Origin of the sequence: Pseudomonas sp. JH-2 (assembly GCF_036231725.1) — a bacterium.
In the GTDB taxonomy this organism is placed as follows: Bacteria; Pseudomonadota; Gammaproteobacteria; order Pseudomonadales; family Pseudomonadaceae; genus Pseudomonas; species Pseudomonas delhiensis.
The window spans coordinates 1-24,487 of sequence record NZ_JAZAQP010000003.1; the positions used below are offsets into that span (position 1 = coordinate 1).

Annotated in this window: 22 protein-coding genes; 14 read left to right on the forward strand and 8 right to left on the reverse strand. The window is 68.9% G+C overall.

The features are described 5' to 3' along the window. Together VV867_RS02825 and VV867_RS02830 are read left to right on the forward strand one after the other, a co-directional pair. A partial coding sequence (locus tag VV867_RS02825) for a transposase (protein WP_328565671.1) occupies window positions 1-156 on the forward strand: 156 nt, incomplete at its 5' end. Window positions 157-293: 137 nt separating this feature from the next. Further along, on the forward strand, window positions 294-1,577 hold the full coding sequence (locus tag VV867_RS02830; RefSeq protein ID WP_328565579.1) for a DUF6515 family protein: 1,284 nt from the start codon (window positions 294-296) through the stop codon (window positions 1,575-1,577). Here VV867_RS02830 and VV867_RS02835 read toward each other — a convergent pair. Genes VV867_RS02835 through VV867_RS02845 form a run of 3 tightly spaced genes read right to left on the reverse strand, consistent with a single transcriptional unit; the run spans window position 1,570 to window position 3,396 of the window. Next, complete coding sequence (locus tag VV867_RS02835; RefSeq protein ID WP_425343488.1) at window positions 1,570-2,460, reverse strand: cation diffusion facilitator family transporter; 891 nt, start codon at window positions 2,458-2,460, stop codon at window positions 1,570-1,572. The two genes, VV867_RS02830 and VV867_RS02835, sit on opposite strands and share 8 nt — an antisense overlap. Before the next feature lie 2 nt (window positions 2,461-2,462). After that, complete coding sequence (locus VV867_RS02840; protein WP_109933648.1) at window positions 2,463-2,978, reverse strand: DinB family protein; 516 nt, start codon at window positions 2,976-2,978, stop codon at window positions 2,463-2,465. Window position 2,979: 1 nt separating this feature from the next. Continuing rightward, the gene (locus tag VV867_RS02845; protein ID WP_009617385.1) at window positions 2,980-3,396 is read right to left on the reverse strand and encodes a hypothetical protein; all 417 of its coding nucleotides are present in this window, start codon (window positions 3,394-3,396) and stop codon (window positions 2,980-2,982) included. 169 nt (window positions 3,397-3,565) lie between these two features. Here VV867_RS02845 and hrpB point away from each other — a divergent pair, with 169 nt between their 5' ends. The 6 genes from hrpB (at window position 3,566) to VV867_RS02875 (ending at window position 11,583) form a co-directional block, all read left to right on the forward strand. Continuing rightward, window positions 3,566-6,082: an ATP-dependent helicase HrpB gene (gene hrpB, locus VV867_RS02850; RefSeq protein WP_275627715.1), complete on the forward strand. Its 2,517-nt coding sequence runs from the start codon at window positions 3,566-3,568 to the stop codon at window positions 6,080-6,082. Between the two features lie 122 nt (window positions 6,083-6,204). Further along, window positions 6,205-7,521: a type II toxin-antitoxin system HipA family toxin gene (locus VV867_RS02855; RefSeq protein ID WP_275627714.1), complete on the forward strand. Its 1,317-nt coding sequence runs from the start codon at window positions 6,205-6,207 to the stop codon at window positions 7,519-7,521. Beyond that, complete coding sequence (locus tag VV867_RS02860) at window positions 7,518-7,907, forward strand: helix-turn-helix domain-containing protein (protein ID WP_275627713.1); 390 nt, start codon at window positions 7,518-7,520, stop codon at window positions 7,905-7,907. The genes VV867_RS02855 and VV867_RS02860 overlap by 4 nt, the downstream gene beginning before the upstream one ends. Window positions 7,908-8,023: 116 nt before the next feature. Continuing rightward, window positions 8,024-8,680 (forward strand): paraquat-inducible protein A, encoded by a 657-nt coding sequence (locus tag VV867_RS02865; RefSeq protein WP_109936207.1) that lies wholly within the window; start codon window positions 8,024-8,026, stop codon window positions 8,678-8,680. After that, window positions 8,667-9,287, forward strand: coding sequence for a paraquat-inducible protein A (locus VV867_RS02870; protein WP_109936208.1), 621 nt, complete (start codon window positions 8,667-8,669; stop codon window positions 9,285-9,287). Before VV867_RS02865 ends, VV867_RS02870 begins: the two co-directional genes overlap by 14 nt. After that, entirely contained in the window at window positions 9,280-11,583 is a 2,304-nt protein-coding gene (locus VV867_RS02875; protein ID WP_275627712.1) for a PqiB family protein, read from the forward strand. Before VV867_RS02870 ends, VV867_RS02875 begins: the two co-directional genes overlap by 8 nt. A 281-nt stretch (window positions 11,584-11,864) precedes the next feature. Here the strand turns inward: VV867_RS02875 and VV867_RS02880 are convergent, their stop codons facing one another. The 5 genes from VV867_RS02880 to mksB all read right to left on the reverse strand — a co-directional run bounded on the left by VV867_RS02880 (window position 11,865) and on the right by mksB (window position 19,390). Continuing rightward, on the reverse strand, window positions 11,865-13,424 hold the full coding sequence (locus tag VV867_RS02880) for an ABC transporter permease (RefSeq protein ID WP_275627711.1): 1,560 nt from the start codon (window positions 13,422-13,424) through the stop codon (window positions 11,865-11,867). Beyond that, the gene (locus VV867_RS02885; RefSeq protein ID WP_275627710.1) at window positions 13,424-14,431 is read right to left on the reverse strand and encodes an iron ABC transporter substrate-binding protein; all 1,008 of its coding nucleotides are present in this window, start codon (window positions 14,429-14,431) and stop codon (window positions 13,424-13,426) included. Before VV867_RS02885 ends, VV867_RS02880 begins: the two co-directional genes overlap by 1 nt. Before the next feature lie 123 nt (window positions 14,432-14,554). Continuing rightward, window positions 14,555-17,392: an Mks condensin complex protein MksF gene (gene mksF / locus VV867_RS02890; RefSeq protein WP_275627709.1), complete on the reverse strand. Its 2,838-nt coding sequence runs from the start codon at window positions 17,390-17,392 to the stop codon at window positions 14,555-14,557. Next, window positions 17,389-18,123, reverse strand: coding sequence for an Mks condensin complex protein MksE (mksE, locus tag VV867_RS02895; RefSeq protein ID WP_275627708.1), 735 nt, complete (start codon window positions 18,121-18,123; stop codon window positions 17,389-17,391). Before mksE ends, mksF begins: the two co-directional genes overlap by 4 nt. Continuing rightward, window positions 18,113-19,390, reverse strand: a complete 1,278-nt coding sequence (gene mksB / locus VV867_RS02900; protein WP_275627707.1) for an Mks condensin complex protein MksB — start codon at window positions 19,388-19,390, stop codon at window positions 18,113-18,115. The genes mksE and mksB overlap by 11 nt, the downstream gene beginning before the upstream one ends. A gap of 191 nt (window positions 19,391-19,581) precedes the next feature. Here mksB and VV867_RS02905 point away from each other — a divergent pair, with 191 nt between their 5' ends. The 6 genes from VV867_RS02905 to rimI all read left to right on the forward strand — a co-directional run bounded on the left by VV867_RS02905 (window position 19,582) and on the right by rimI (window position 24,401). Further along, a complete protein-coding gene (locus tag VV867_RS02905; RefSeq protein ID WP_109936215.1) occupies window positions 19,582-20,187 on the forward strand; it encodes a hypothetical protein in 606 nt (201 codons plus the stop codon). Window positions 20,188-20,347: 160 nt separating this feature from the next. Then, a complete protein-coding gene (locus VV867_RS02910) occupies window positions 20,348-21,412 on the forward strand; it encodes a hypothetical protein (protein WP_425343489.1) in 1,065 nt (354 codons plus the stop codon). A 15-nt stretch (window positions 21,413-21,427) separates the two neighbouring features. Continuing rightward, window positions 21,428-21,973, forward strand: coding sequence for a DUF6160 family protein (locus tag VV867_RS02915; protein ID WP_275627706.1), 546 nt, complete (start codon window positions 21,428-21,430; stop codon window positions 21,971-21,973). Window positions 21,974-22,016: 43 nt separating this feature from the next. After that, complete coding sequence (locus VV867_RS02920) at window positions 22,017-23,036, forward strand: DUF6160 family protein (protein ID WP_328565580.1); 1,020 nt, start codon at window positions 22,017-22,019, stop codon at window positions 23,034-23,036. A 106-nt stretch (window positions 23,037-23,142) separates the two neighbouring features. Further along, window positions 23,143-23,952 carry an energy transducer TonB gene (locus VV867_RS02925; RefSeq protein WP_109936216.1) on the forward strand — a complete coding sequence of 270 codons (810 nt, stop codon included), beginning with the start codon at window positions 23,143-23,145 and terminating at the stop codon, window positions 23,950-23,952. Then, window positions 23,949-24,401, forward strand: a complete 453-nt coding sequence (gene rimI, locus VV867_RS02930; RefSeq protein WP_009617416.1) for a ribosomal protein S18-alanine N-acetyltransferase — start codon at window positions 23,949-23,951, stop codon at window positions 24,399-24,401. Before VV867_RS02925 ends, rimI begins: the two co-directional genes overlap by 4 nt. Window positions 24,402-24,487 lie beyond the last annotated feature (86 nt).

Here is a 24,487-nt window from a genome sequence, read left to right on the forward strand (position 1 = left end):
GGCATCCTGGCCAGCGCTCGCTTCCCCATGCACACCAGCCTGCTGGAAGGGGTAAACAACCGCATCAAGGTGATCAAACGAATGGCCTATGGTTTCCGGGACTCGGACTACTTCTTCCTGAAAATCAAGGCCGCCTTCCCCGGGAAAGCGCGATGAACCTTTTTTCTTGCCCGCGATTTGCCTGCCGACCTTTACCTTGACTTTACCCTGACACCCGCGATGCGCCGCCGATAGCGTTGTCTACCAGGCATGCGAAACCACGAGACCGGCCGGCAGGCCGCTGCGAGGCATTCATGAAGTCGGGCATCTGGCGTCTGGCATCCGTTGGGCTGTTGTCGCTGGCCATCGCCGGCCAGGCCTTCGCCGAAGGTCAGGGCCCGGGTCAGGGCGACCATGGCGGGCATGGCGGCAATGGCGGAGGCCAATGGCAAGGACGTCCGCAGGGCAACCAGGGTGGCCAGTGGCAGGGCCGTCCGCAGGGCAGCCAGGGTGGCCAGCCGCAGGGCAACCAGGGTGGCCAGTGGCAGGGTCGTCCGCAGGGCAACCAGGGTGGCCAGTGGCAGGGCCGTCCGCAGGGCAGCCAGGGTGGCCAGTGGCAGGGTCGTCCGCAGGGCAACCAGGGTGGCCAGTGGCAGGGCCGTCCGCAGGGCAGCCAGGGTGGCCAGTGGCAGGGTCGTCCGCAGGGCAACCAGGGTGGCCAGTGGCAGGGCCGTCCGCAGGGCAGCCAGGGTGGCCCGCAGCAGGGCCGTCCGCAGAGCAACCAGGGCGGCCAGTGGCAGGGTCGTCCGCAGGGCAACCAGGGTGGCCAGTGGCAGGGTCGTCCGCAGGGCAGCCAGGGTGGCCAGTGGCAAGGTCGCCCCACGGCAGGCCGTGACGATCACGGCTCCGATCGCGGGCCGGGTGGCTGGACCACGCAGTGGCCCGGCGCCAACCAGGGTGGCGGCCAGCGCCCCGGCTCCGGCCGTCCGCCTGCCGGTGGCAACGCCTGGCAGAACCAGGGCCGGCCGCCGGCACCGGGCAACGACTGGCACGGTCGCCCGCCGGGCGGCAACTGGGGCCCGAAGCCTTCGTACTGGCGGCCCGGCTACGAGGTCGAGCACATGCCTCCCGGCTATCGCCGGGTGCCCTGGCGCGGCAACGACTACTTCTTCAACGACGGCTACTGGTACCGCCCCCATGGCTCGCGCTACGTGGTGGTGACGCCGCCCTACGGCGTGCGGGTCGGCTACCTGCCGTCCTTCGCCGAGCAGGTGTGGATCGGCAGCATGCTGTACTTCCTCGCCGCCGGTACCTACTACCTGTTCGACACCGGCTCGCAGAGCTACGAGGTGGTGCCCCCGCCGCAGCAGGCGCAGGCCGCGCCGATGACCAACCCATACGACGTGATCGCCTACCCGATGTACGGGCAGAGCCCGCAGCAGCAGGCCCAGGACCACTACGAGTGCCACACCTGGGCGGTCGGGCAGAGCGGCTTCGACCCGGCCATGGCCAGCTACGCGCCTTCGCAGCAGGCGGTGGATACCTACCGCGGGGCGCTGGGCAGTTGCATGCAGGGGCGTGGCTACAGCGTCAACTGATGGTCTCGCGGCCCACCACTTCCAGCGGGTCGGCGTGCACCAGCACCTCGGCGCGGGGGAACTCGGCGCGGATCGCCAGCACGGCCTGGTCGCACAGCGCATGGGCCTGGGACAGGCGCATGTCGCCGGGCAGCTCTAGGTGCAACTGGACGAACCAGCGGTCGCCGGAAATGCGCGTGCGCAGGTCGTGGGCGCCGGCCACCCCGGGCACCTGGCGCACCAGCTCGAGCATGCGCTCGCTGACGTCCGGCGGCAGCTCTTCGTCCATCAGCACCGCCACCGATTCGCGGGCGATGCGCACCGCGCTCCAGAGGATGTAGGCGGCGATGCCCAGGCCGAACACCGCGTCCATCTGCGGGAAGCCGTAGTGCGCCAGGAGCAGGGCGACCAGGATGCTGCCGTTGAGCAGCAGGTCGGAGCGGTAGTGCAGCGAGTCGGCCTGCACCGCCAGTGAGCCGGTGCGCTTGATCACCTGGCGCTGCAGCATCAGCAGGGCGACGGTCAGCGCCAGGGACAGCAGCATGACCAGGATGCCCCAGCCGGTGGCGCCCAGCGGTTCGGGGTGCTGCAGGCGATCCAGCGCCTGGGTGCCGATGAGCACCGCGCTGACCGAGATGAACAGCGCCTGGCCCATGCCCGACAGCGACTCCGCCTTGCCGTGGCCGTAGCGGTGGTCCTCGTCCGCCGGGCGCAATGCATAGCGCACCGCCAGCAGGTTGAGCAGCGAGGCGGCGCCGTCCAGCAGCGAGTCGGTGAGGCCGGCGAGCAGGCTCACCGAGCCGCTGTACCACCAGGCCAGGGCCTTGGTCACCACCAGGATGACGGCCACCGCCAGGGAAGCGCTGGTGGCCAGGTGCAGCAGGCGGGCACGCTCCTTGTCCAAGTTCAGCGGGTGTCCTGGCGTTGTGGCAGGAAGTAGATGTAGTCGAGCAGCGGCGCCGGCTGGCCGAGGGCGGTGAGCGCGGCGCTCATCTGCCCGCGGTGGTGGGTGCCGTGGTTGACCAGGTGCTGGACGATGTCGGCCAGGCTCTGGCGGTGCTCCTGGCCGGCCATGTTGCGGTATTCCAGCTGCTTGCCGAGGTCGCGTTCGTCCTGCTGCGCCAGCCACTGCTGCCAGCCGCCCACGCCTGCGCGGAGGAAGTCGGCCAGGGCGGCGCGGTCGGGCGCCGCCTCGGTGTCCAGGCGGGTGAACTGCCAGGGCCGGCCGGCGACGCGGTCGAGCCAGATGCGGTCGACCACCGCGAGGTGGTTGAGGGTGCCGTGCAGGCTGCCGAAGAACAGCCCGCGCGGCTCGCGGTAGACGGCTTCGTCCAGGGGCGCGACGGCCTCGAGGATGCGCTCGTGGGCCCAGAGATGGTAGTCGAGGAGTTTTTCCAGGTGGCGCCCCAGTGTCGCGTGCATGTCAGCCCTCCAGCTTGAGCCCCAGGCTGGCCAGTTGCTGCGGGTTGCCGACGCGCTGGATCAGGCGTGGGTCGTCCAGCGGCAGGGCACGGCCGGTCTCGCGTTCGATGATTGCCTTGAGTTTAGTCCGGTCCACCTGGCCGTCGGCGCCGACCGCCTCGTGCAGTTTCTCGGGGGCGACGGAGTACTTCTCGTCCGGCAGGTAGATGGCTCCGGTGGCGAAGTCTACGCCGAAGGCGATCAGCCCCGGGATGATGTAGAACAACAGTCCGATGGCGTCGAACACGGCGATGGCCGGGTCGATGCGGCCGTCGATCTGGCCGCGGCGGTCGGGGTAGAACAGGGTGCCGCAGGCGGCCAACTGGCTCAGCAGGGCTGCGCTGAGAACCGCGCAGGAAACTCGGGTGGCAAGACGCATGTAGAACCTCCTGGAGGGTACTTCCGGCAACTATATCAACGAGGCGCGGGGCGCCTCCATCGGCAGGCCGTGCTACCTGTAACTGGGACTGCGGCGGAGTGGCTGCGGTTCGCCGTTATAATCGCCGGTTCGTCATTTCCGTCTGCTTAAGGGTGGATGAAATATAGCCATGAATGCCCTCCCCATCGATGCTGTCCTGCCGGCCCTGCGCCAGGCCTTGAGCGCGCGCCACGAGACCGTGCTGGAGGCGCCGCCCGGCGCCGGCAAGACCACCCGGGTGCCGCTGGCGTTGCTCGACGAGCCCTGGCTGGCCGGACAGGGCATCCTCATGCTCGAACCGCGCCGCCTGGCCGCCCGCGCCGCGGCCGAGCGCCTGGCCGCCGAACTGGGGGAGCGGGTCGGCGAGACGGTCGGCTACCGCATCCGCCTGGACAGCAAGGTGGGGCCGAAGACGCGCATCGAGGTGGTCACCGAGGGCATCCTCACCCGCCGCCTGCAGGATGACCCGGCGCTGGAAGGCGTGGGGCTGGTGATCTTCGACGAGTTCCACGAGCGCAGCCTGGACGCCGACCTGGCCCTGGCGCTGACCCTCAATGGCCGCGAGCTGCTGCGCGACACCCCGCTGAAGGTGCTGGTGATGTCCGCCACCCTGGAGGGCGAGCGGCTTGCCGCGCTGCTCGACGACGCGCCCGTGGTGCGCAGCGAGGGGCGGATGTTCCCGGTGGACCTGCGCTGGGGCCGGCCTTTCCAGCCCGGCGAGTTCGTCGAGCCGCGGGTGCTGCAGACGGTGCTCCAGGCCCTGGCCGACGAGCCCGGCAGCCTGCTGGTGTTCCTCCCGGGCCAGGCCGAGATCCGCCGCGTTGCCGAGCAACTGGGCGAGGCCCTGGCCGGCCGCGACGAGGTGCTGCTGTGCCCGCTGCACGGCGAACTGGAACTCTCCGCCCAGCGCGCCGCCATCGAGCCGGCGCCGCCAGGCAAGCGCAAGGTGGTGCTGGCCACCAATATCGCCGAGACCAGCCTGACCATCGACGGCGTGCGCGTGGTGGTGGACGCCGGGCTGGCGCGGGTGCCGCGCTTCGACCCGGGCAGCGGCATGACGCGCCTGGAGACCCAGCGCATCTCCCGTGCCTCGGCCACCCAGCGCGCCGGCCGCGCCGGGCGCCTGGAGCCGGGCGTGTGCTACCGGCTGTGGTCCGAGGCGCAGCACGAGCAACTGCCGGCCTACGGCACGGCGGAAATCCTCCAGGCCGACCTCGCCGGCCTGGCCCTGCAACTGGGCCGCTGGGGCGTGGAGCCCGGGGAGCTGGCCTGGCTCGACGTGCCGCCGGCTGCCGCCTATGCACAGGCCTGCGACCTGCTCGATCGCCTCGGCGCGCTGAACGACAAGGGCGCGCTCAACGCCCATGGCCAGGCCATGGCCGAACTGCCGGCGCACCCGCGCATCGCCCACCTGCTGCTGCGCGGCCAGGCACTGGGCCTGGGCCGCCTGGCCTGCGACGTCGCCGCGCTGCTGGGCGAGCGCGACATCCTGCGCGGCGCCGGCGCCGACCTGCACGAGCGCACCGCCCTGCTGGCCGGGGAGTCGGCCGGCAACCGCGCCAGCCGCGGCGCGGTGCAGCGCGCGCGGCAGCTGGCCCGGCAATTCCGCGGCTACCTGCGCGGCCAGCCGGCCGAGGCGGTGGCCGACCCCGATCACCCGCGCTGGCTCGGCGCGCTGCTGGCCTTCGCCTATCCCGACCGTGTGGCCCGCCAGCGCCGCGGGGGCGGCGGCGAATACCGCCTGGCCAACGGCCGCGCCGCGCAGTTCGGCGAACCGGACGCGTTGATGAAGGAGCCCTGGCTGGTGGTCGCCGACCTCGGCAGCCGCCAGGGCCAGCGCGAAGAGCGCATCTACCTGGCCGCCGCCCTGGACGCGGCGCTGTTCGACTCGGTGCTGGCCGAGCAGGTGAGGGCGCACGACGAACTGGACTGGGACGAGCGCGAAGGCGTGCTGCGCGCCGAGCGCCAGCGCAAGGTCGGCGAGCTGGTGCTGTCCAGCGAGGCGCTGCCCAACCTCGACGCCGAGGCCCGCAGCCGCGCGCTGCTCGGCCTGGTGCGGCGCAAGGGCCTGGAGCTGCTGCCCTGGACCCCGGAGCTGCGCCAGTGGCAGGCGCGGATCGCTTTGCTGCGCCGGCTCGACCTGGAAAGCAAGGGCGAGAGCGAGTGGCCCGACGTCGGCGACCAGGCCCTGCTGGCGAGCCTGGAGGCCTGGCTGCTGCCCTACCTGGGCAAGGTCTCGCGCCTGGCCCACTTCGCCAACCTGGAGCTGCCCGGCATCCTCCACGGCCTGCTGCCCTGGCCGCTGCCGCAGCGCCTGGACGAACTGGCGCCGCGCACCCTGCAGGTGCCGTCCGGCTCGAACATCCGCCTGGACTATAGCGAATTCCCGCCAGTGCTCGCGGTGCGCCTGCAGGAGCTGTTCGGCCTGGCCGACACCCCGCGCATCGCCGGCGGCCGCCTGGCGGTGAAACTGCACCTGCTGTCGCCGGCGCAGCGCCCGGTGCAGGTGACCCAGGACCTGGCCAACTTCTGGCGCAGCACCTACGCCGAAGTGAAGAAGGACCTCAAGGGCCGCTACCCCAAGCACTACTGGCCGGACGACCCGCTGATCGCCGAGCCGACCGCGCGGGCCAAGCCGCGCAGATGAGCATGAGTCGGAATTAAAATGCTGGTTTATTGTCTGTTCACTACTTGAATCGGAATTGTATTGCCGGAAAATGCGGGTATAGCTAAATTGGTCGGTATCAGAGTTCCGATTCAGGCGCCCACATGTCCGAGCAACTCACGCTCCAGACCTACGTCGATGGCCAGTGGCACGATGCCCTGGTGCTGACGGTCGAGAACCCCGAGAAGGTTTCGCTCGGAGCGACCTCGGCCGGCTATGCCACGGACTACCTCGTGACGTTCATCGAGCGGATGGACTCGGTGATGGAGCCGGCGGTGAGCGTGAACTTGCCGCTGGGCTGGAATTCGGTGCGAGGTACCGGGTACCCGGCCTTCGTCTACGACATCATTCCCGCGGGCGCGGCATACCGTTCCCTGCTCAAGCGGTTCGGCGGCGACAAGCCCGAGGGGATGGACGTGGGGCTCTTCATCTTCAAGCGCTGCACGCCGTCGCCCATCGGGCATCTGCGGGTGAAGGAGTCGTTCGACTATCTCGATACCACGCGCAAAGAGGCCTTCGCGCGACAGGAGGTGGAGGACAGGACGAACGAGTTCCTCGAATACGCCTACGAGACGGGGGCCGCGCTGGGCGGCGCCACGGGGGCGCAAGGCGAGGCGCCGAAGCTGCTCATGGCCGAGGACGACCAGGGGCAGCTTCATGCCGACGCCATGCTCGCGGACGACCAGGTGCGCCGGCACTGGCTGATCAAGTTCGCCCGCAACCGGGTGAGCGAGACCGACAAGGCCATTCTTCGGGCCGAATACCACTACTACCGGGCCATCGCCGAACTGGGGCTAGACACCGTTCCCATCGATGGGCTGGCGCTTTGCGAGGGGACGCGGCCGAGTCTGTGGATGCCCCGCTTCGACCGCCGCATAGTCGATGGGCGGGTCGAGCGCATTCCCATGGAATCGATCTACTCGGTCTGTCAGGTGACCGAACAGGGGCAGAGGATGGCCCACGAGGACGTTCTCCAGCGCCTGGCTGCCCTCTGGACTGCCAATGGCCAGGGCGCGGAAGTGGAGGACCTGGTATTCGAATATGTCCGGCGCGACCTGCTGAACAAGATTCTCGGCAATTCGGACAACCATGGTCGGAACACTGCGATCTTCCGCAGCGCCGGTCGGTTCCAGCTGGCGCCTGTCTATGACCTGGCGCCGATGGTGCTCGATGCCGAGGGCATAACGCGCGCGACGAAGTGGGAGAGCGAACGCAGGGGGAATCCGGATTGGGCCGAGGTCTGCGCCGCCCTGAAGGGCATTGCCGAGCCGAACACCCTGATGGCTCGCCTGAAGAAGGCCGCACAGGCATTCAGGGCCCTTCCCGAATTGCTCGCGGACCTGCCCGACGAGGTGAAGCGCTCGGCGAACATCCCGCTCAACCATCTGGACAGACGCCTGGGCGAATGGGGGCTGCTATGAGAGACATCACCGTCGAGGAGCGCCAACGGCTGATCGACGACATCCTCCGGGCGAACGTGCAGGGCTGGGAGTCGCTCGGTGTTTCCATCCGTCGGCTGCGTGTCGAGGTCACCGGGTTGGACCAGGACACCTTCGCCGCCATGTGCAGGATGTCGACGAAGGCGCTCTACCAGCTGGAGAACGACAAGGGGAATCCCACCCTCGGAACGCTCAACGGCATCCTCAACAAGTTCGGCATGAGGATGGCGCTGGCTTCGATTGTGGCCGATGCGGCGTTCCCGGCGCGGTCCGGCAAGGCCGAGGGCCGGCCCCTTCCTCGCGGTACCAGCCCCTCCATGGCGAAGCGCCGGGCAGCGGCCGGGCCTGCCGGGAAGAGCAAGGCCTGAAGGCGCACCCATGGCCAGCACCGCGGGGGCGTTTCGCAGGCTTTCGAGGGCGCCCGGGCGCAGCGCCAGAGCGGCCGCCTCGTCTACAATAGGCACAAATCGCCGCGAGTCCCCCCATGTCCGAAACCGATAGCCGAGCGCTGCAAGACCTGCCGCTGGAGCAGCTGATCGCCTGCCATGAATGCGACCTGCTGATGCGCCGCGAGCCGGTCCCCACGGGCAACCGCTCGGTCTGCCCGCGCTGCGGCTACGAGCTGGAGATCCACCGGCCGCACATGGTGCGCCGCGCCCTGGCGCTGGTGCTCACCGCGCTGATCCTGTACGTGCCGGCCAACTTCCTGCCGATCATGAAGATCAACATCCTCGGCCAGACCGGCGTCGACACCGTCTGGAGCGGGGTGCAGGGGCTCTACAACTCGAACATGCAAGGCGTCGGCATCGTGGTGTTCCTGTGCAGCATGGTGATCCCCCTGGCCAAGCTGCTGTGCCAGCTGTTCGTCCTCTGCAGCCTGCGTTTCGACGTGGCGCGCGGGCAGGCCATGCAGCTGCTGCGCTGGTACCAGCACCTGCGCGAGTGGGGCATGCTGGAGGTCTACCTGATGGGCATCCTGGTGGCCATCGTCAAGCTGATCGACATGGCCGAGCTGCACATCGGCGTGGGCCTGGCCTGCTTCATCGGCCTGCTGTTCAGCCAGATATGGCTGGAGGTGACCATGTCGCGCCACCAGGTGTGGGAAGAACTGGCCGGGGAGTTCGACGATGAGGGCCATTGACGCCGGTATCCTGACCTGCGGCGAATGCCACCAGCTCAACCGCGCCACCGACGAGGAGCCGCAGCACTGTTCGCGCTGTGGCTCGGCGCTGCACGCGCGGCGGCCGAACAGCCTCACCCGCACCTGGGCGCTGCTGATCACCGCGGCCATCCTCTACATCCCGGCGAACCTGCTGCCGATCATGACCGTCAACTTCCTCGGCAGCGGCACCCCGGCGACCATCATGGAAGGGGTGGTGGAGCTGATCCACGCGGACATGATCCCGGTGGCCGCGGTGGTGTTCGTCGCCAGCATCCTGGTGCCGACCTTCAAGCTGGTCGGCATCGCCCTGCTGCTTTACTCGGTGCAGCGCCACCAGCCGATGTCGGCGCGGCAGCGCATCGTGATGTACCGTTTCATCGAATGGATAGGTCGCTGGTCGATGCTCGATATCTTCGTCATCGCCATCCTCGTGACCCTGGTGAATTTCGGCAACCTGGCCAGCATCGAGGCGAACCTCGGCGCGGCCGCCTTCGCCTGCGTGGTGGTGCTGACCATGCTGGCCGCAGTGACTTTCGATCCCAGGCTGATCTGGGATAACACGGACGCGGAAAACGACGATGAGTGAACTCCCCACCCCCAAGCTGCGCAAGACCACCAACTGGTCGGCGATCTGGATCCTGCCGCTGATCGCCCTGGCGATCGGCGCCTGGCTGGCCTGGCGGGCCTACGACCAGGCCGGGGTGATGATCAACATCCAGTTCGAGAGCGGCGACGGCATCCAGGCGAACAAGACCGAGGTGATCTTCAAGGGCATCGCCGTGGGCAAGGTGATCGACCTGCACGTGAACAAGCCGACGCTGGGCGTGACCGCCACGGTGGAGATGCGCAAGGAGGCCATCGAGTACCTGAGCGAGCGCACGCGCTTCTGGCTGGTCAAGCCGCGGGTCTCGCTGGCCGGGGTGACCGGGCTGGAGACACTGGTGTCGGGCAACTACATCGCCATCGACCCGGTGAAGGGCGAGCTCAACCACGATTTCGTCGCGCTCAAGGAGCCGCCGCCACTGTCCGACAGCCTGCCCGGCCTGCACCTGGTGCTCAAGGCCGAGCGCCTGGGCTCGCTGGAGCAGGGCAGCCCCATCTACTACCGGCAGATCCAGGTCGGCCAGGTGAAGAGCTACCAGTTGGCCGAGGACCAGAAGACCATCGAGGTGAAGGTCCACATCGAGCCGGCCTACGCCAACCTGGTGCGCAAGCACACGCGCTTCTGGAACGCCAGCGGCATCACCCTGTCCGGCAGCCTCAGCGGGCTGAAGCTGCGCACCGAGTCGCTGGCCAGCATCGCCGCCGGCGGCATCGCCTTCGCCACCCCGGACAGCTACCCGGACAGCCCGCCCACCGACCCGACCAAGCCGTTCCGCCTCTACGAGGACTACGACGCCGCCCAGGCCGGCCTGGCAGTGCGCCTGAAGGTCGACGACGTCAGCGGCCTTTCCGCCGGCAGCACCCCGGTGATGTACAACGGCGTGGAGGTCGGCACGGTCAAGGCCATCGACATGAACAAGGACTTCAACGGCGCCACCGCCACCCTGTCGATGGACCCGCGCACCGAGGAGTTCCTCAACGCCAAGACCGAGTTCTGGCTGGTCAAGCCGAGCATCTCGCTGGCCGGCATCACCGGGCTGGAGGCGCTGGTGAAGGGCAACTACATCGCCGTGCGCTTCTCCAAGGAGGGCGAGCCGACCCGCGAGTTCGCCGTGCGCCCGAAGGCACCGCCGCTGAACCTCGACGCACCGGGCCTGCACCTGGTGCTGACCAGCGACCGCCTGGGTTCGCTGGAGGTGGGCACGCCCATCCTCTACCGGCAGATGAAGGTCGGCACCGTGCAGAGCTACCAGTTGTCCCGCGACCGCCAGCGGCTGGTGGTGGGCGTGCACATCGAGCCTGAATACGCGGCCCTGGTGAACACCTCCACGCGCTTCTGGAACGTCAGCGGCGTGACCCTGAGCGGCGACCTCAACGGCATCAAGTTCAAGAGCGAGTCGCTGCAGACGCTGATCAGCGGCGGCATCGCCTTCGACACCCCGGACCCCAAGGCCGCGCCCATCACCAAGGTGCGCCGCTTCGCCCTCTACGACAGCGAGGAAAGCGCCCACGCCAAGGGCCAGGTGATCGAGCTGCGCGCCGACTCGGCCGACGGCCTGCGCGAGGGCACCGTGATCCGCTACCGCGGCCTGGACGTGGGCCGCGTGGAGCAGGTGGACCTCAGCCGCGACCTCGGCGGCGTGGTGCTCAAGGCCCGCCTGGTCAAGGCCCGGGACAGCATCGCCCGCCAGGGCAGCCGCTTCTGGGTGGTCTCGGCGCAACTCGGCCTGGGCGGCGCGGAGAACCTCGGCACCCTGGTCAGCGGCCCCTACATCGAGGTGCTGCCGGCAGCCAAGCCGGGCCCGGCGCAGAACAGCTTCAGCCTGCTGGCGCAGCAGCCCAACCGCCTGCTCGACGCCGACGGCCTGCGCCTGACCCTCAGCGCCGCCCGCCGCGGCTCGCTGAAGCCGGGCGTGCCGGTGACCTACCGCGAGGTGCAGGTGGGCAAGGTCACCTCCTTCGAGCTGGGCGAGCAGGGCGACCGGGTGCTCGTCCACATCCTCATCGAGCCGCGCTACGCGCCCCTGGTGCGCACCGGTAGCCGCTTCTGGAACACCAGCGGGGTCGGGGTGGACGCCGGCCTGTTCAAGGGCGTGAAGGTGCGTACCGAGTCCTTCGAGACCATCCTCGCTGGCGGCGTGGCCTTCGCCACCCCGGACAACGCCCAGATGGGCGCCGCGGCGCGGCCGGGGCAGACCTTCGCGCTGTTCGACGAGTACCAGGACGAGTGGCTGCAGTGGGCACCGAAGATTCCGCTGGGGAAGGCGGTGGGCGAGTAGGGCGTATAACCGTTCGCGGTTATACGCCGCTTATCCGAGGCCAAGCGCCCCGCCGGGAGACCGGGCGGGGCGTTTCCTTTTGGGGCCTTGGGCTTTTTGTAGGAGCGAGCTTGCTCGCGAATCGTGTTCACCGGTGGCTTCGGTGCTTGGGTCTGGCTCCTTTCCCTCTCCCCAACCCTCTCCCTGAAGGGAGAGGGTTGGGGAGAGGGTGCTCTTCGGGATGATACCTTTCGCGAGCTAGAGCCAGGCGCCCCCCTCGCTCCTACGAAAAGCCTGGCGCCTCAGCGGCTACTGCGCGCCGCCCGGGTGGTCAGCAGGTACACCGGCACCCCCGAGATCAGGATCAGCAGCGCCGCATAGGGCGCCGCCGCCGCGTATTCCAGCGTCGAGGTATGCACCCACACCGCAGTGGCCAGGGTCGTCAGCCCGGTGGGGCCTAGCACCAGGGTGGCGGTCAGTTCCTTCATGCTGTCGAGGAACACCAGCACGAAGCCCGCGCCCATGGCCGGGGAGATGATCGGCAGGGTGATGCGCAGGAAGGCGCGCAGCGGCGTCTGGCCGAGGGTGCGGGCGGCTTCCTCCAGTTGCGGCGAGGCCTTTTCCAGGGCCACGCGGATCGGCGCCTGGGCCAGGGGCAGGAACAGCAGGGCGTAGGCGATCAGCAGCAGGGCGCTGGTCTGGTACAGGTCCGGGACGTAGTGCAGGGCGAAGTACACCAGCGACAGGGCGATCACCAGCCCCGGCAGGGCCTGCAGCAGGTAGGGCAGGCGTTGCGCCCAGCGCGCCAGCGGCCCGGGGTAGCGCACCACCAGGAAGCTCACCGGCAGCGCCAGCAGGCAGCCGAGCAGGGCGCCGCCGAAGGACAGCGACAGCGACGACAGCAGCGCCTGGCCGATCTCCAGCAGCGGGAAGGCCGCCGAGGCGCCGGTGAGCAGCCAGTAGCCGAGCATGGCCATGGGGATGCCGGTGCCGACCACCACCAGTGCTACCAGCAGCAGCTGCAGCGGCCATTTCCAGGCGCCCAGGCGCACCCGCCCGGCCTGCCGCGCGCTGCCCTGGCCGGTGCGCACCAGGCGGCCGCGGCCGCGCATGCGCAGTTCCAGCCACAGCAGCAGGAAGCACAGCGCCAGCAGCACCGAGGAGAGCATGGCCGCGGTGGCGTTGCTGAATTCCAGTTCGAATTCCTGGTAGATCGCCGTGGTGAAGGTCTGGAAGCGCAGGATCGACAGCGCGCCGAACTCCACCAGCATGTGCAGCGCCACCAGCAGGCTGGTGGCCGCCAGCGTCGGGCGCAGCAGCGGCAGGGTCACCCGCCAGAACACCTGGCGGCGCGACACGCCGAGCATGCGCGCGCTTTCCTCCAGCGACGGGTCGAGGTTGCGCAGGGTGGCCGCCAGCGGCAGGTACACCAGCGGGTACTTGGACATGGCCATGACCAGCACCGCGCCGCCCAGGCCCTCGTAGGCCGGGCTCAGCGACACCCAGGTGAAGCTGCTGACGAAGGAGGGGATGGCGAACGGCAGGCACAGCAGCACGTTCCAGTAGCGCCGCCCGGGCAGGTCGCTGCGCTCCACCAGCCAGGCGCAGGCCAGGCCGAGCAGGGCGCTGGCCAGGGTGACCAGCACCAGCAGCTTGAGGGTGTTGCCGAACAGGCGGAACACGTAGGGCCGCCAGAGCAGTTCCCAGGCCATGTGCCAGCCCGAGTCCCAGGCCTTGGCCGCGACGTAGAACAGCGGCAGCGCCGCCAGCAGGGCGAGCAGGACGACCGGCGGCAGCAGCCACAGCGGCGCCTTGCGCCCGTGGCCGCCGCGGGCCTGGACCACGGGCGCGGCGATGGACATCAGTTCAGGCCGACGTCGCGTTCAAGGTCGAGCGCGTCCTTGGCCTCACCCATGTCGGCGGGGCTGAGCTGCGGCGGGTTCAGCTCGGCGAACGGCTTGAGCTGCGGGTCGGCCTGCATGCCCTTGCGCAGCGGGTACTCGGCGGACTGGCTGAGGATGGCCTTCTGGCCCTCTTCGCTGAGCATGAAGGCGACGAACTGCTGGGCCTCCTTCGGGTGCTGGCTGGACTTGAGCACGGCGGCGCCGGAGACGGTGACCAGCGCGCCCGGGTCCTGGTTGCCGAAGAAGTACAGGCGCGAGTTCAGTTCGCCCTTCTCCTTCTTCAGGGTGTACCAGTAGTAGTTGTTGATCAGCGCCATGTCGACCTCGCCGTTCTCCACGGCTTTCATGGCGGTGACGTTGTTGGTGTAGATGGCGCCGAAGGCCTTCAGCCCGGTCAGCCAGTCCTCGGCGGCGTCGCGGCCCTTGAGCTTGATCACGGCCGAGACCTGCTCGAGGAAGGCGCCGCTGGTGGGGACGAAGCCGAAGCGCCCGGACCACTGCGGGTCGGACAGGTCCATCAGGCTCCTGGGCAGGTCCTTCTCGTCGATCTTCTTCGGGTTGTAGGCCAGCACCCGGGCGCGCGCGGTGATGCCCACCCAGTCGCCCTTGCCGCCGGCGTTCTGCGCCTCGACCAGGGCCAGGGTGCCGGCGTCCAGCGGGGCCAGCAGGCCGGCGCCGGACAGGCGCATCAGCGGCGGCGATTCCTCGGTGTAGATGACGTCGGCCGGCGAGCGCGCGCCTTCCTCGGTGATCTGGCTGGCCAACTGGCCATCGCCGCCCTTGCGGATCTTCACCGGGATGCCGGTCTTGTCGGTGAAGGCCTTGGCGATGGCGATGCCGGTGGCGGCGTGCTGGCCGTTGTACAGGGTGAGGGTGACCGGATCGGCCGCGGCATGCAGAGACAGGCCGCCGAGCAGGCAGGCCAGGACAGCGCCCTTGACGCCGGCGAGCAGACGAACAGACATGGAAACTCCCGTGGTGTCGCCAATGAGAATGCAAGCCATTATATGTAACCTGGCCTTTCCGGCCAAACTCCATAGCTTGCTCATGAACACCGCCGCCGGTTGCGTGCCGGCGGCGGCGGGCGGTCAGGCCGGTTCCGCGGCCTCCTCGGCCTCGGTGGCGGGGCGGTCGACGGCGAGTTCGCGGCGGCGGATGAACTTCCAGTCCGCCTCGTCGATGTAGATGCCGCTGGGCCCGCTGCCGCCTTCCAGGTCGATGGCCACCTGCGCCGACACCTGCGGCTTGACGCTCGCCAGGATGGGCACGAAGCCCAGCTGCAGGCTGGTCTCCAGCAGCGCGGCCTGGTTGCGCTCGTCGATGTCGGCGGCCTCGTCGAGGTAGTAGGGCAGGCGGATGCGCCCGGCCTGCTCGCGGTCCATCAGGTGCAGCAACAGGTACATGTTGGTCAGCGCCTTGATGGTCATGGTGGTGCCGTTGGAGGCGGCGCCGTCGATGTCGGTGTGGACGATCGGCTGGCCGCCGACCTTGGTGATCTCGAACGCCAGCTCGAACAGGTCCTTCAGGCCCAACTGGTTGTTGTTCGCCGCCACCAGGCGCGACAGGTAGTCCTTGGCTTCCTCGTTCTTCGCATCCTGCTCGGCGCTCTGGGTCAGGTCGAACACCGAGAGGTTCTCGCCTTCCTCGTATTGGCCGGCGCTGTGGATGATCTGGTCGATGTGCTTGAGGGCGTCCTTGTTCGGCGCCAGCACGATGCGGAAGCTCTGCAGGTTGGAGACCTGGCGCTTGTTGATCTCGCGGTTGAACAGCGCCAGCTGGTGTTCCAGGTTGTCGTAGTCGCTGCGGATGTTGCGCAGGGTGCGGGCGATGTCGGTCACCGCCGCACGCCGCGCCTTGGCCAGGGTCAGGGCTTCGTCGGTGCGGTGCGCGTAGGCGTTGATCAGCAGCTGCAGGCGGCGCTCGGGGTCGTCCTCGCTGTCGAACTTGGCTACGCCCTTCAGGCGCACCTGGGCGTACAGCGCTTCGATCTGGCCGTCGATGCGCTGCAGTTGCTGCCAGGTGTCCTGGTAGTCGTTGAGCAGCGGCAGCAGGTTGTCCAGGGAGTCGTCCACCGGCTCCATGAACGGCGTGCCGAACGGCAGGTCGGCGGGCAGCAGCTGGCGGCGGCGCAGGGCGTCGTCGAGGGTGCGCTGCTTGGCTTCCAGGTCGGCCAGTTGGCGGCCCACCAGCTGCAGCTTGGCGGACAGCTGCTGGACGCGTTCGGTGAAGGCGTCGGCCGAGCGTTTCAGCTCGTCCTGGGTGGCTTCCAGCTGCGCCAGGGTTTCCAGCTTGGCCGGCTCCTCGGCGCTCAGGGTCTGGCTGCGGCGGTAGTCTTCCAGGGCCTTCTGCGCGTCCAGCACCTCCTGGTACAGCTTGTCGGCCTGGGCCTTGCTGGCGTGGCGGTCGGCGGCCACGGCCTGCTGGGTCTTGAGCTGCTTGAGCTCTTTCTCCAGGCGTTCCTTCTGGTCGCGCAGGGCGGCGCGGTCGGCCAGGGCCTGCAGCGCCGGCGGCTCGATGTGTGAGAGGTCGATGGACAGGCCCGGCACTTCGAAGCGCTCGCCCTTGAAGGCGTCGAGTATTTTCTCGACGCTGCCGACCCACTGGCCGTCCTCGTCCAGGCTCACGCCCTTGTCGCCCAGCGGCAGGCTGAACAGCGCGCCGTTGAACAGGCGCATCAGGCGTTCCACGTCCTGCTGCGAGAACTCTTCGCGCAGGCGGGCGTAGCTGTTGTTGTCGGCGTGTTCGAGCTGCTGGCGCACGCTTTTCACGCGCTTCTCCAGGTCGCGCACGCGCTCGTCGAGGTCCTCGCTGGTGAACTGCCGCGAGTGCGCCAGGGCGCCGGCCAGTTCGTCGTGGGCGTCCTTGGCGGCGAGCAACTGCTGCTCGAGAATCTTGGCGTCCTCGACCAGCGCGAAGCGGTTCTTCAGTACCGCCAGCTCGCCCATCCAGCGCTGGATCTCGCTGATCTCGCGCTCCAGGCGCATCAGTTCGGCGGTGCCGCCGCGCTGTTCGTTCTGCAGGCCGTCCTGCTCGTTGCGGTAGTGCTCGGCCTGGATCACCAGCTCTTCCTTGCGTGCCCCGGCGTAGTCTTCCCAGGTGCCCAGCAGGTTGTCGAGCAGCGGCGAGAGGCGGTGCATCTTGCCGCGCAGGAATTCGCGCTGCTGCACGCCGTTGGCCAGTGCCTCGACCAGCGGGCCGGCGGCCACCAGGGCCTGGTAGTCGCCTTCCATGCGGCGCACGTCGCGGAAGGCTTCCTCGCAGGCGGCGATGTAGTCGACGCTGCCCGAGCGCAGGCTGTGCTCGAAGGCGTCGAGGAACAGCTGCTTGAGCTTGGCCGCGGTGATCTCGCGCATGTGCAGCAGGTTGATGAACAGCGAGCGGAAGGTCTTCAGGCTCTGTTCGCTGGTGGAGCGCAGCGGGATCAGCGTCAGGTCCAGCGGCACCGAGGTGTGCCCGCCGACCAGCAGCCGGCGCAGTTCGTCGGGCTTGAGTTCGTAGGCCTTCAGCCCGGCGCGTTCGAGGCTGGCGTACAGCTCGCGCAGGCGCAGGCAGGTGCCGTTCTTCTGGTAGTGCTCCAGGTCCAGCTCGCCCTGGTAGGCGAAGAACTGGTGGCCGAAGCCGCCGCCCGGGCCGCGCCCGCCGCAGCCGATGACGTGGCGGCCGTGGGGCAGTTCCAGCTCGATGAGGATGTAGCTGGTGTCGGTGGCGAAGTAGAACTTGCGCGAGGCTTCCAGGCTGTACTTGCCGAAGCTCATGTCCGACATGCGCGCCAGGATCGGGAATTGCAGCGCGTTGATCGACGCCGACTTGCCGAGGTTGTTGGCGCCGTACACCGACAGCGGCTGTTCCAGGGGGAAGATGCCGAGGCTGTAGCCGGCGGTGTTGAGCAGGGCGAAGCGGCGAATGCCGTAGCGTTCCTGGGTCATGCCTGGGCCTCCATGTCGGCTTGTTCTTCGGCGATGGCGCGGGCGAGGGCGTCTTCCTCGCTTTCCCCGGCTTCAACCGCGGCGGTTTCGGCCAGCAGCGGCGCCGGCTCGCAGGGCTCTTCCAGGCTGACGATGGGCTCTTCGTCTTCCTCGGCCAGGGCCGGGGCGACGTAGGCCAGGTCCTTGGCGTGCAGGCTGGCGGCCAGGTCGCGGTCCTGCTGCACCGACAGGCAGACGTCGAGGAAGCGGTGCATCGGTGGCAGGAAGCGGTACACGCCGTTGTCCTCGGCGGCGAAGCCGAGCTGGGTCATGCGCCGCATGACCTTCTCTTCCAGTTCTTCCTGGGTGGTCACTTCGGCCTGCAGGAACAGGTCGCGGTATTTCTCCAGCAGCGGCGGCAGCTCGTCGCGGCCGATGCTGCCGCCGTCGAGCACGGCCAGCGGGTCGCGGCCCTGGTCGGCCAGGTGCTCCACCAGGATGAAGGTGAACAGCGCCAGGCGCTGGGCGGTCTTGTTGACCTGGGCGCCGACCTGCTCCGGCACGAAGTAGTAGAAGCCGCGGGTGTCGCAGACCAGCTCGAAGCCCAGCGAGCGGAACAGCGCGCGGTACTGGTCCTGCTGGTTGGACAGCTGGCTGTACAGCTCGGGGTCGCGGCGGCTGATGTGGAAGCCCTTGAACAGCTCGCGGAAGATGGGCCCGAGCTGGGTCAGTTCGGAAAGATTAATCTGCATGGGTTTCGCTCGCTTTGTCGCCCTTGCCGCTCTGGGCGGCCAGCAGGGCGAAGGAGCACAGGCTGACGCTGTGCTGGGCGGTATCGTAGTCGCGGCGCTCCAGGCGCTCGCGCTGGAAGCGGCCGTCGCGCGACAGGCGCGAGAACCAGTAGAGCAGCTCGTCGGTGGCGCCTTCGGGCTCCTGCTCCAGCAGCCAGACCATCAGGTCCGGCAGCGGCAGGGCGGCCTGGCAGCGCTCGAGCATCTCCCGCGCGGTGCGCGGCGCGGCGCGCGGGCCGTCGCCGCCGCGTTTGCCGCTGGCCTTGGGGAAGTGCGCCGGCTTGGGCTCGAAGCGGGCCAGGGCGAAGACGTAGCTTTCCACCTGCGAGGCGCTGCCGAGGAAGGTGCTCTGCGGCCGGGTGAACAGCGGCATGGAGGCCTGCGGCACGGCTTCGATGCCCTTGCGGCGGATCACCGACAGGGCCAGGGCGGCGCCACGGGTGATGGCGTTGTGCCTACGGGCTTCCTCGCGCAGCGGCAGCAGCAGTTCGCGGGCGCGGCGCAGGGTGAGCTGGGCGGTGGTCTGCATCTCCAGGATGCGCGCGTGGGTGCGCAGCAACTGGTCGTCGTCCACCAGCTGGCCGAGGCGCTGCTGTTCGCCCAGCAGGCGCAGCAGCACCTGCTCGACGCGGCGCACGCCCTGCTCGAAGGCGCCGTCGGCGGAAACCAGCTGGATCATCGGCTCGACGTATTCGTCCCAGGTCGCCAGGACCTCGGCGTAGCGCTGGCGCAGGGGAATCTGCCGGTCGCTGGTCTTGGCCCGCTCGGCCACGGCGATCAGCGCCTGTTCGTCGTTGGCCAGCTTCTTCAGCACGTCGCGCACGCGCATGTCGAGCAGCCGCAGCTGGCGCGCCAGGTCGTTGCCGTCGCGCACCTCGAAGGCGTCGCGGATGTAGCCGGCCAGGCGTTCCAGGTGGCGCAGGTAGGCCTCGATCTCCAGGCACAGGCCCAGGCGGTGCTCGTGGCGCAGGTAGGCGAGGAAGTCGTGGATCTGGGCGTTCAGCTCGAAGCGGTTGGGGCTCTTGGCCACCGGCACCAGGATGTCCAGGCGGATCCACTGGTCGAGCAGGGCGGTGACGTCCGCCGGGCTGCCTTCGGGCAGCTGCGCCGTGAGTTGCAGGCGCAGCTCGGCCAGGCTCAGGGTGCCGCTGTCGAAGCGCTCGCAGAGCGGCTCCAGCAGGGCCCAGTGTTCGGCGAGGGCGCGCAGTACGCGTCGGGGGTCGATCATCGGGTAACCGCAGGTGACGGGTAAAGGGGGCGATTGTACTGCAAAGGTCCGCCCGCGGCGGAAGGGGTGACGAAACGCGGCAGTTTACGCCGTGCGGGGTGCCGCCATGGCCCTGAAAACTGGCGTTAACCCCCTGAAATTGCTGGCATGTTTTCTGCCAGTTGGCTCTCAGCCAATAGCCAATTGCCGCCATGACTTACGACGCCGCACTCGCCAAGGCCCGCTGGGCCGAACTGGAGCGCCAGGATGACCTGGACTGGGACCTGGACGCCATCACCGACCGCAGCGAGGCCATCGATTTCCTCAGGCGCTTCGAGAACCGCCTGTGCATCTACTCCTCCTACGTGGAAAAGCTCTACAGCAACTACAGCTTCGTGATCCCGGAGAGCCAGGAGGGCGGCATCACCATCCTGCCCAACGAGCAGGCCTGGTTCGACACCTTCCACGACATCCCCGCCGGCGCCGTGGAGCCCACCGGCATCCACATCCTGCCCGGTGAAACCATGGGCCACCGCGGCCTGTACCTGAAGATCCCCGGCGAACACCGCCTGGTGGGCTCCGCCGAGCTGCCGTTCCAGGACGGCCTGAAGCTGCTGATCCGCCGCTACCGCATGCGCGACGAGCCCTTCCTGCCGGTGCTGGTCAAGGGCGACCTGCGCGAGTACGAGGCGCGCATGCCCTCGCTGCACCTGCACCGGCTCAACAGCGCCAAGCTGCAGGCGCAGTCGCGGCTGAACCTTGAGGCCATCAAGGGCGCCATCGCCGAGCACCTGATCGGGCTGTTCCGCCACGGCTGACGGGGTTGTTACGCCGGTGTGACCTTGGGTAACACGGCGGCCAGCTGCCAGCAGGCGATTCTCGACTATGGGTCGGGCCGCAAGGGCCGACGGCTCCCTATAGTGGCAGACAGGGCTTTTGTCCCTGGATCGGCGAACGAGAAAAGAACAAGAGGTGGCCATGGCCAGCAGCCGTATCAGCCTTCCGCGCCCCACCCGCCTTGCGCTGGCGACGGGCGCCTGCCTTGCCTGGATGGCCCTGGCGGCGCATGCCGACATGGTCGCCCTGGACGACGATCAGCTATCCGACGTGCAGGGTGCCGGCATCGGCTTCGTGGTGGACAACGCCATGATCGACGGCAGCAAGGCCACTACCACCGTCACCGGGCTGAAGGACCCCAACGGCAAGGACGTGTCCATCGCGGTGCGCAACCTCTACCTGGGGGCCACCGGCAGCAACCACGGCAGCAACCTGCAGCCGGTCACCATCGGCCGCCTGACCTATCCCTTCAAGCTCAACCTGGCCAAGGGTTCGGTACTCACCACCCAGCTCAACGACGGCCGCGTGGTCAACACCCTGCCCAGCGACGCCGACGTGCTCGAGCTGGCCTTCCCGCCGCTGATCGCCAACAACGCCGGGCAGCCCTGCATCAGCGGCTTCGCCGGCGCCGGCAACGGCTGTTCGAGCCGCGCCAGCGAGAAGGTCGACCTGGGGGCGCGCTTCGACTTCACCGTGCCGGTCAGCGGCGGCACCCGCACCGACGTGCTGGCCCTGGACTTCCAGGACCTGGCGATGGACGGCAGCTACCTGCGCCTGTGGGGCTCCAGCGCGCGCAGCCAACTGGTCGGCGAACTGCGCCTGAACCTCTATGCCAAGACCCTGGACATCCTTTCCTGCGCCGCGGGCAACGCCAGCTGTGCCAGCGCGGCGGAGAAGGCCGCGCGCAGCGTCTACCTGACCAACGCCTACGCCAGCGTCGCCCTGGGCTACGGCAAGTCCCAGCCGCTGCTGCTGTCGGTGACCGCCGACGGCAACTTCACCCTGGAGCTGCCCACGCTGACCGCGGCAGCCGCGGCGGACTTCTACGCCAACGCGCCGCGCACCAGCCTGGTGATCGACAACCTGAACATCGGTGGCACCCGGGCCTCCTACGGCGCGGTGCCGACCGGCGGGGTCAACCTGGGGCGCAGCGAGCTGTCCGGGCTGAGCTTCAACTACCTCAAAGTCACGTCCCACAACCTCTGAGCGGAGCACGGCACGATGAACCTTCCACCGCTGCTGCCGACCAGGCGCCTGTCACGGGCCGGCGCCGTCGCGCTGCTGGCGCTGCTGGCCGGCACGGCCGCGCAGGCCGAGCTGCGCACTCTGCCGGACGACGACCTCGGCCTGGTGGTCGGCCAGGACGGCCTGAGCCTGGGCGTCACGGTCAACGTCCAGAAGACCCCCAGCATCACCCGCTGCCCGGGTGGCTGCGGCGCGCGCGTGGCGATCCAGCCGGCGGGCAGCGGCAACAACTTCCTGGTGCTGGACAACATCAGCGGGACCTTCAGCTTCGACGAGGTCACGGTCGACATCCTCTCCATCAACAGTGGCTTCGGTGGCGACGGTGCCGCCTTCAACCGCCAGGTCCTGCGGGTGGGCCTGAAGGACGTCAACTTCAACGGCGTCAGCATGACCCTGGCCGGCGCCAACAAGGCCCGCAGCACCGATGCGGGCCTGGTGCAGACCGACCTGCTCAGCGCCCGCGTCGACGGCGTGCTGCACGTGCAGGGCAACCTCAACCTGTTCCAGGTCCCGGCACGATGAGGGGAGCTCGCATGGCCGGGACCAAGCTCCAGGGGGAAAACCAATGAGGCTCTTTTCCATGCGGCGCCTGCTGCTGACCGGCCTGCTGCTGTGCCTGGCCGGCGGCGCGAACGCCGAGTTGCGGGCGCTGAGCGACAGCCAGCTGTCCGACGTCACCGGCCAGGCCTTCATCAACCTGGCCACCGACGCCGCCGCGGGGATCAACTACACCCGGCTGAACATCGGCGCCACGGTGGAGACGCAACTGAACATGAACAAGCTGCAGCTCGGCCTCTACGACCGCGCCGGCGAAGCCGCCAACAGCGCGGACATTTCCATCAACAACTTCGCCCTGGGCACGGTGAACAACCAGACCGGGCAGATCAACCCCTTCACCATCGTCGATCCGTACGTCGAGTTCGCCTACGACGGCAACAAGATGGTCGGCGTGCGCATCGGCTTCAACCAGGCCAAGGGCGTGCTTTCCGGCGACATCCAGTCGCTGACCGGGAACATTCCGGTGCATATCAAGGGCACTGCCGACGCCATCTACAACAAGGCCACGGTAGGGCAACAGCTGTTGCTCGGCCTGGCGGGCATCTACCGCAGCAGCACGGTGGAGGCGGATGCCGGCCTGGTCACCTCCGGCGGCGCCAGCGACCCGGTGCGCGGCACCTACGCCGGCATGACCAACGGCTCGCAACTGGACTGCACCAACGGCTGCGTGCCGCTGTGGACGGACATCGTCACCGGCCTGTTCACTTCCAACAGCTGCGCCATCCTCGGCATCACCACCTGCTTCAAGCTCAGCCAGTTCCAGTCGCTGCCGGTGGGCGACCTGAGCCAGGCCGGCCTGGCCGGCGCCGCCAAGGGCTTCTTCATCTCCCTGCAGAGCCAGGACGTGCAGTGGCGCGACATGGACACCGGGCAGATGATCACCGCACTCAAGGGCGCCTTCATGAACATGCCCAAGTACCGCGACGCCAACGGCAACCTGGTCTCGCCGATCAACATCGACTTCAACCAGGCCTTCAATGGCATCCCCCGCCAGGACACCTGCGTCGGCATGAACAAGGGCTGCTGAGCGGCCCATCCGCCGGCCGGCCTTTCCGTCGGGCGCGTTTCACGCGACAATTCCGCTCCGTTGCGTTTAGCCCTGCGCCCGCAGGATGCCCACAGGTACAGGACTCTTGATCGAAGAAGCCCGCCGCCGCGCCTATCTTGGCGCCATGCAGGTCGCCTCCTGGCTGCCGCGCGTGGTGCTGCCCTTCGCCGCGCCTTCGCGCCCGCAGCTGCTGGAAGCGCCGGAGCCCGTCCAGGCCCCGGCGCCGAGCGTTGCGCCCGAAGTCGCCAGCACGCCGGCCGCCGCGCCGGAGAAGCCGGCGCCCACCCCCGAGGCCCGGCCGTCGATCCCGGTGGTGGTGCCGCGCCCCGCCGCCCAGGCCCGCACGCCGGTGGCCGCCGAGGCGCCTGCCGAAGCCGAGGCGCCTGCGCCACGCGCGCCGGTCGAGCCGCCGCCGCGCTTCAGCCTGCAGTTGCTGCGCGCCGGCGCCTGTGCGCTGCTGGTCGAACTGCCCACCGGCGAGCCCCTGGCCAGCCGCGACCCGGCCTACCTGCTGCTCAAGGACCTGCTGCGCGCCGCCGGCCTGCCGGACAGCCCGCAACTGCTCGGCGAGCCGGTGCGCTGGCCGCTGCTCTCCGGCGGCAACATGGACCAGGGGCCGCAGGCGGCCCGCGAATTCGTCCAGGGCTTCGTCGCCGCGCGCCTGGAAGACAGCGGCCCGTGCCGCTGCCTGTGGCTGGTCGGCCGGCCCGCCGTGCGCTTCGCCGGCGAGGCGGACGACGAGGCGTTGCTGCGCGAGCTGCAGATCGAGGAGCTCGGCGTGGCCTGGGCCATCCCGGGCCTGGAGCGGCTGAGCGACGAACCCGCCCTCAAGGGCGAGCTGTGGCGCGCCATGCGCCGGGTGCGCCAGCGCTGGATGGACCAGAACGCAGAATGACCGACGCGATTTCCTTCCGCCCGATGACCGAGGCGGACCTCGATGCCGTGCTCAAGATCGAGTACGCCGCCTTCAGCCACCCCTGGACCCGCGGCATCTTCACCGACGGCCTGAAGAGCTACGACTGCTGGCTGATGTTCGAAGGCACCCAGCAGGTCGGCCACGGCGTCATCCAGATCATCCTCGACGAGGCGCACCTGCTGAACATCACCGTGAAGCCGGAGAGCCAGGGCCGCGGCCTCGGCCTGCGCCTGCTCGAGCACCTGATGGCGCGGGCCGGCGAGCTGGGCGCGCGGGAGTGCTTCCTGGAGGTGCGCGAGACCAACCAGAGCGCCTACCGCCTGTACGAGCGCTTCGGCTTCAACGAGATCGGCCGCCGGCGCGGCTACTACCCGGCGGTGGGCGGGCGCGAGGACGCCCTGGTGATGGCCTGCACGCTGCTCGACTGACCGGCATCCCGGCCATATCCGGCCGCCGCGCACAGGCGTAGGCTGGGCGATCAATAACAAGAACAAGGTCGCGACATGAAGCCAAC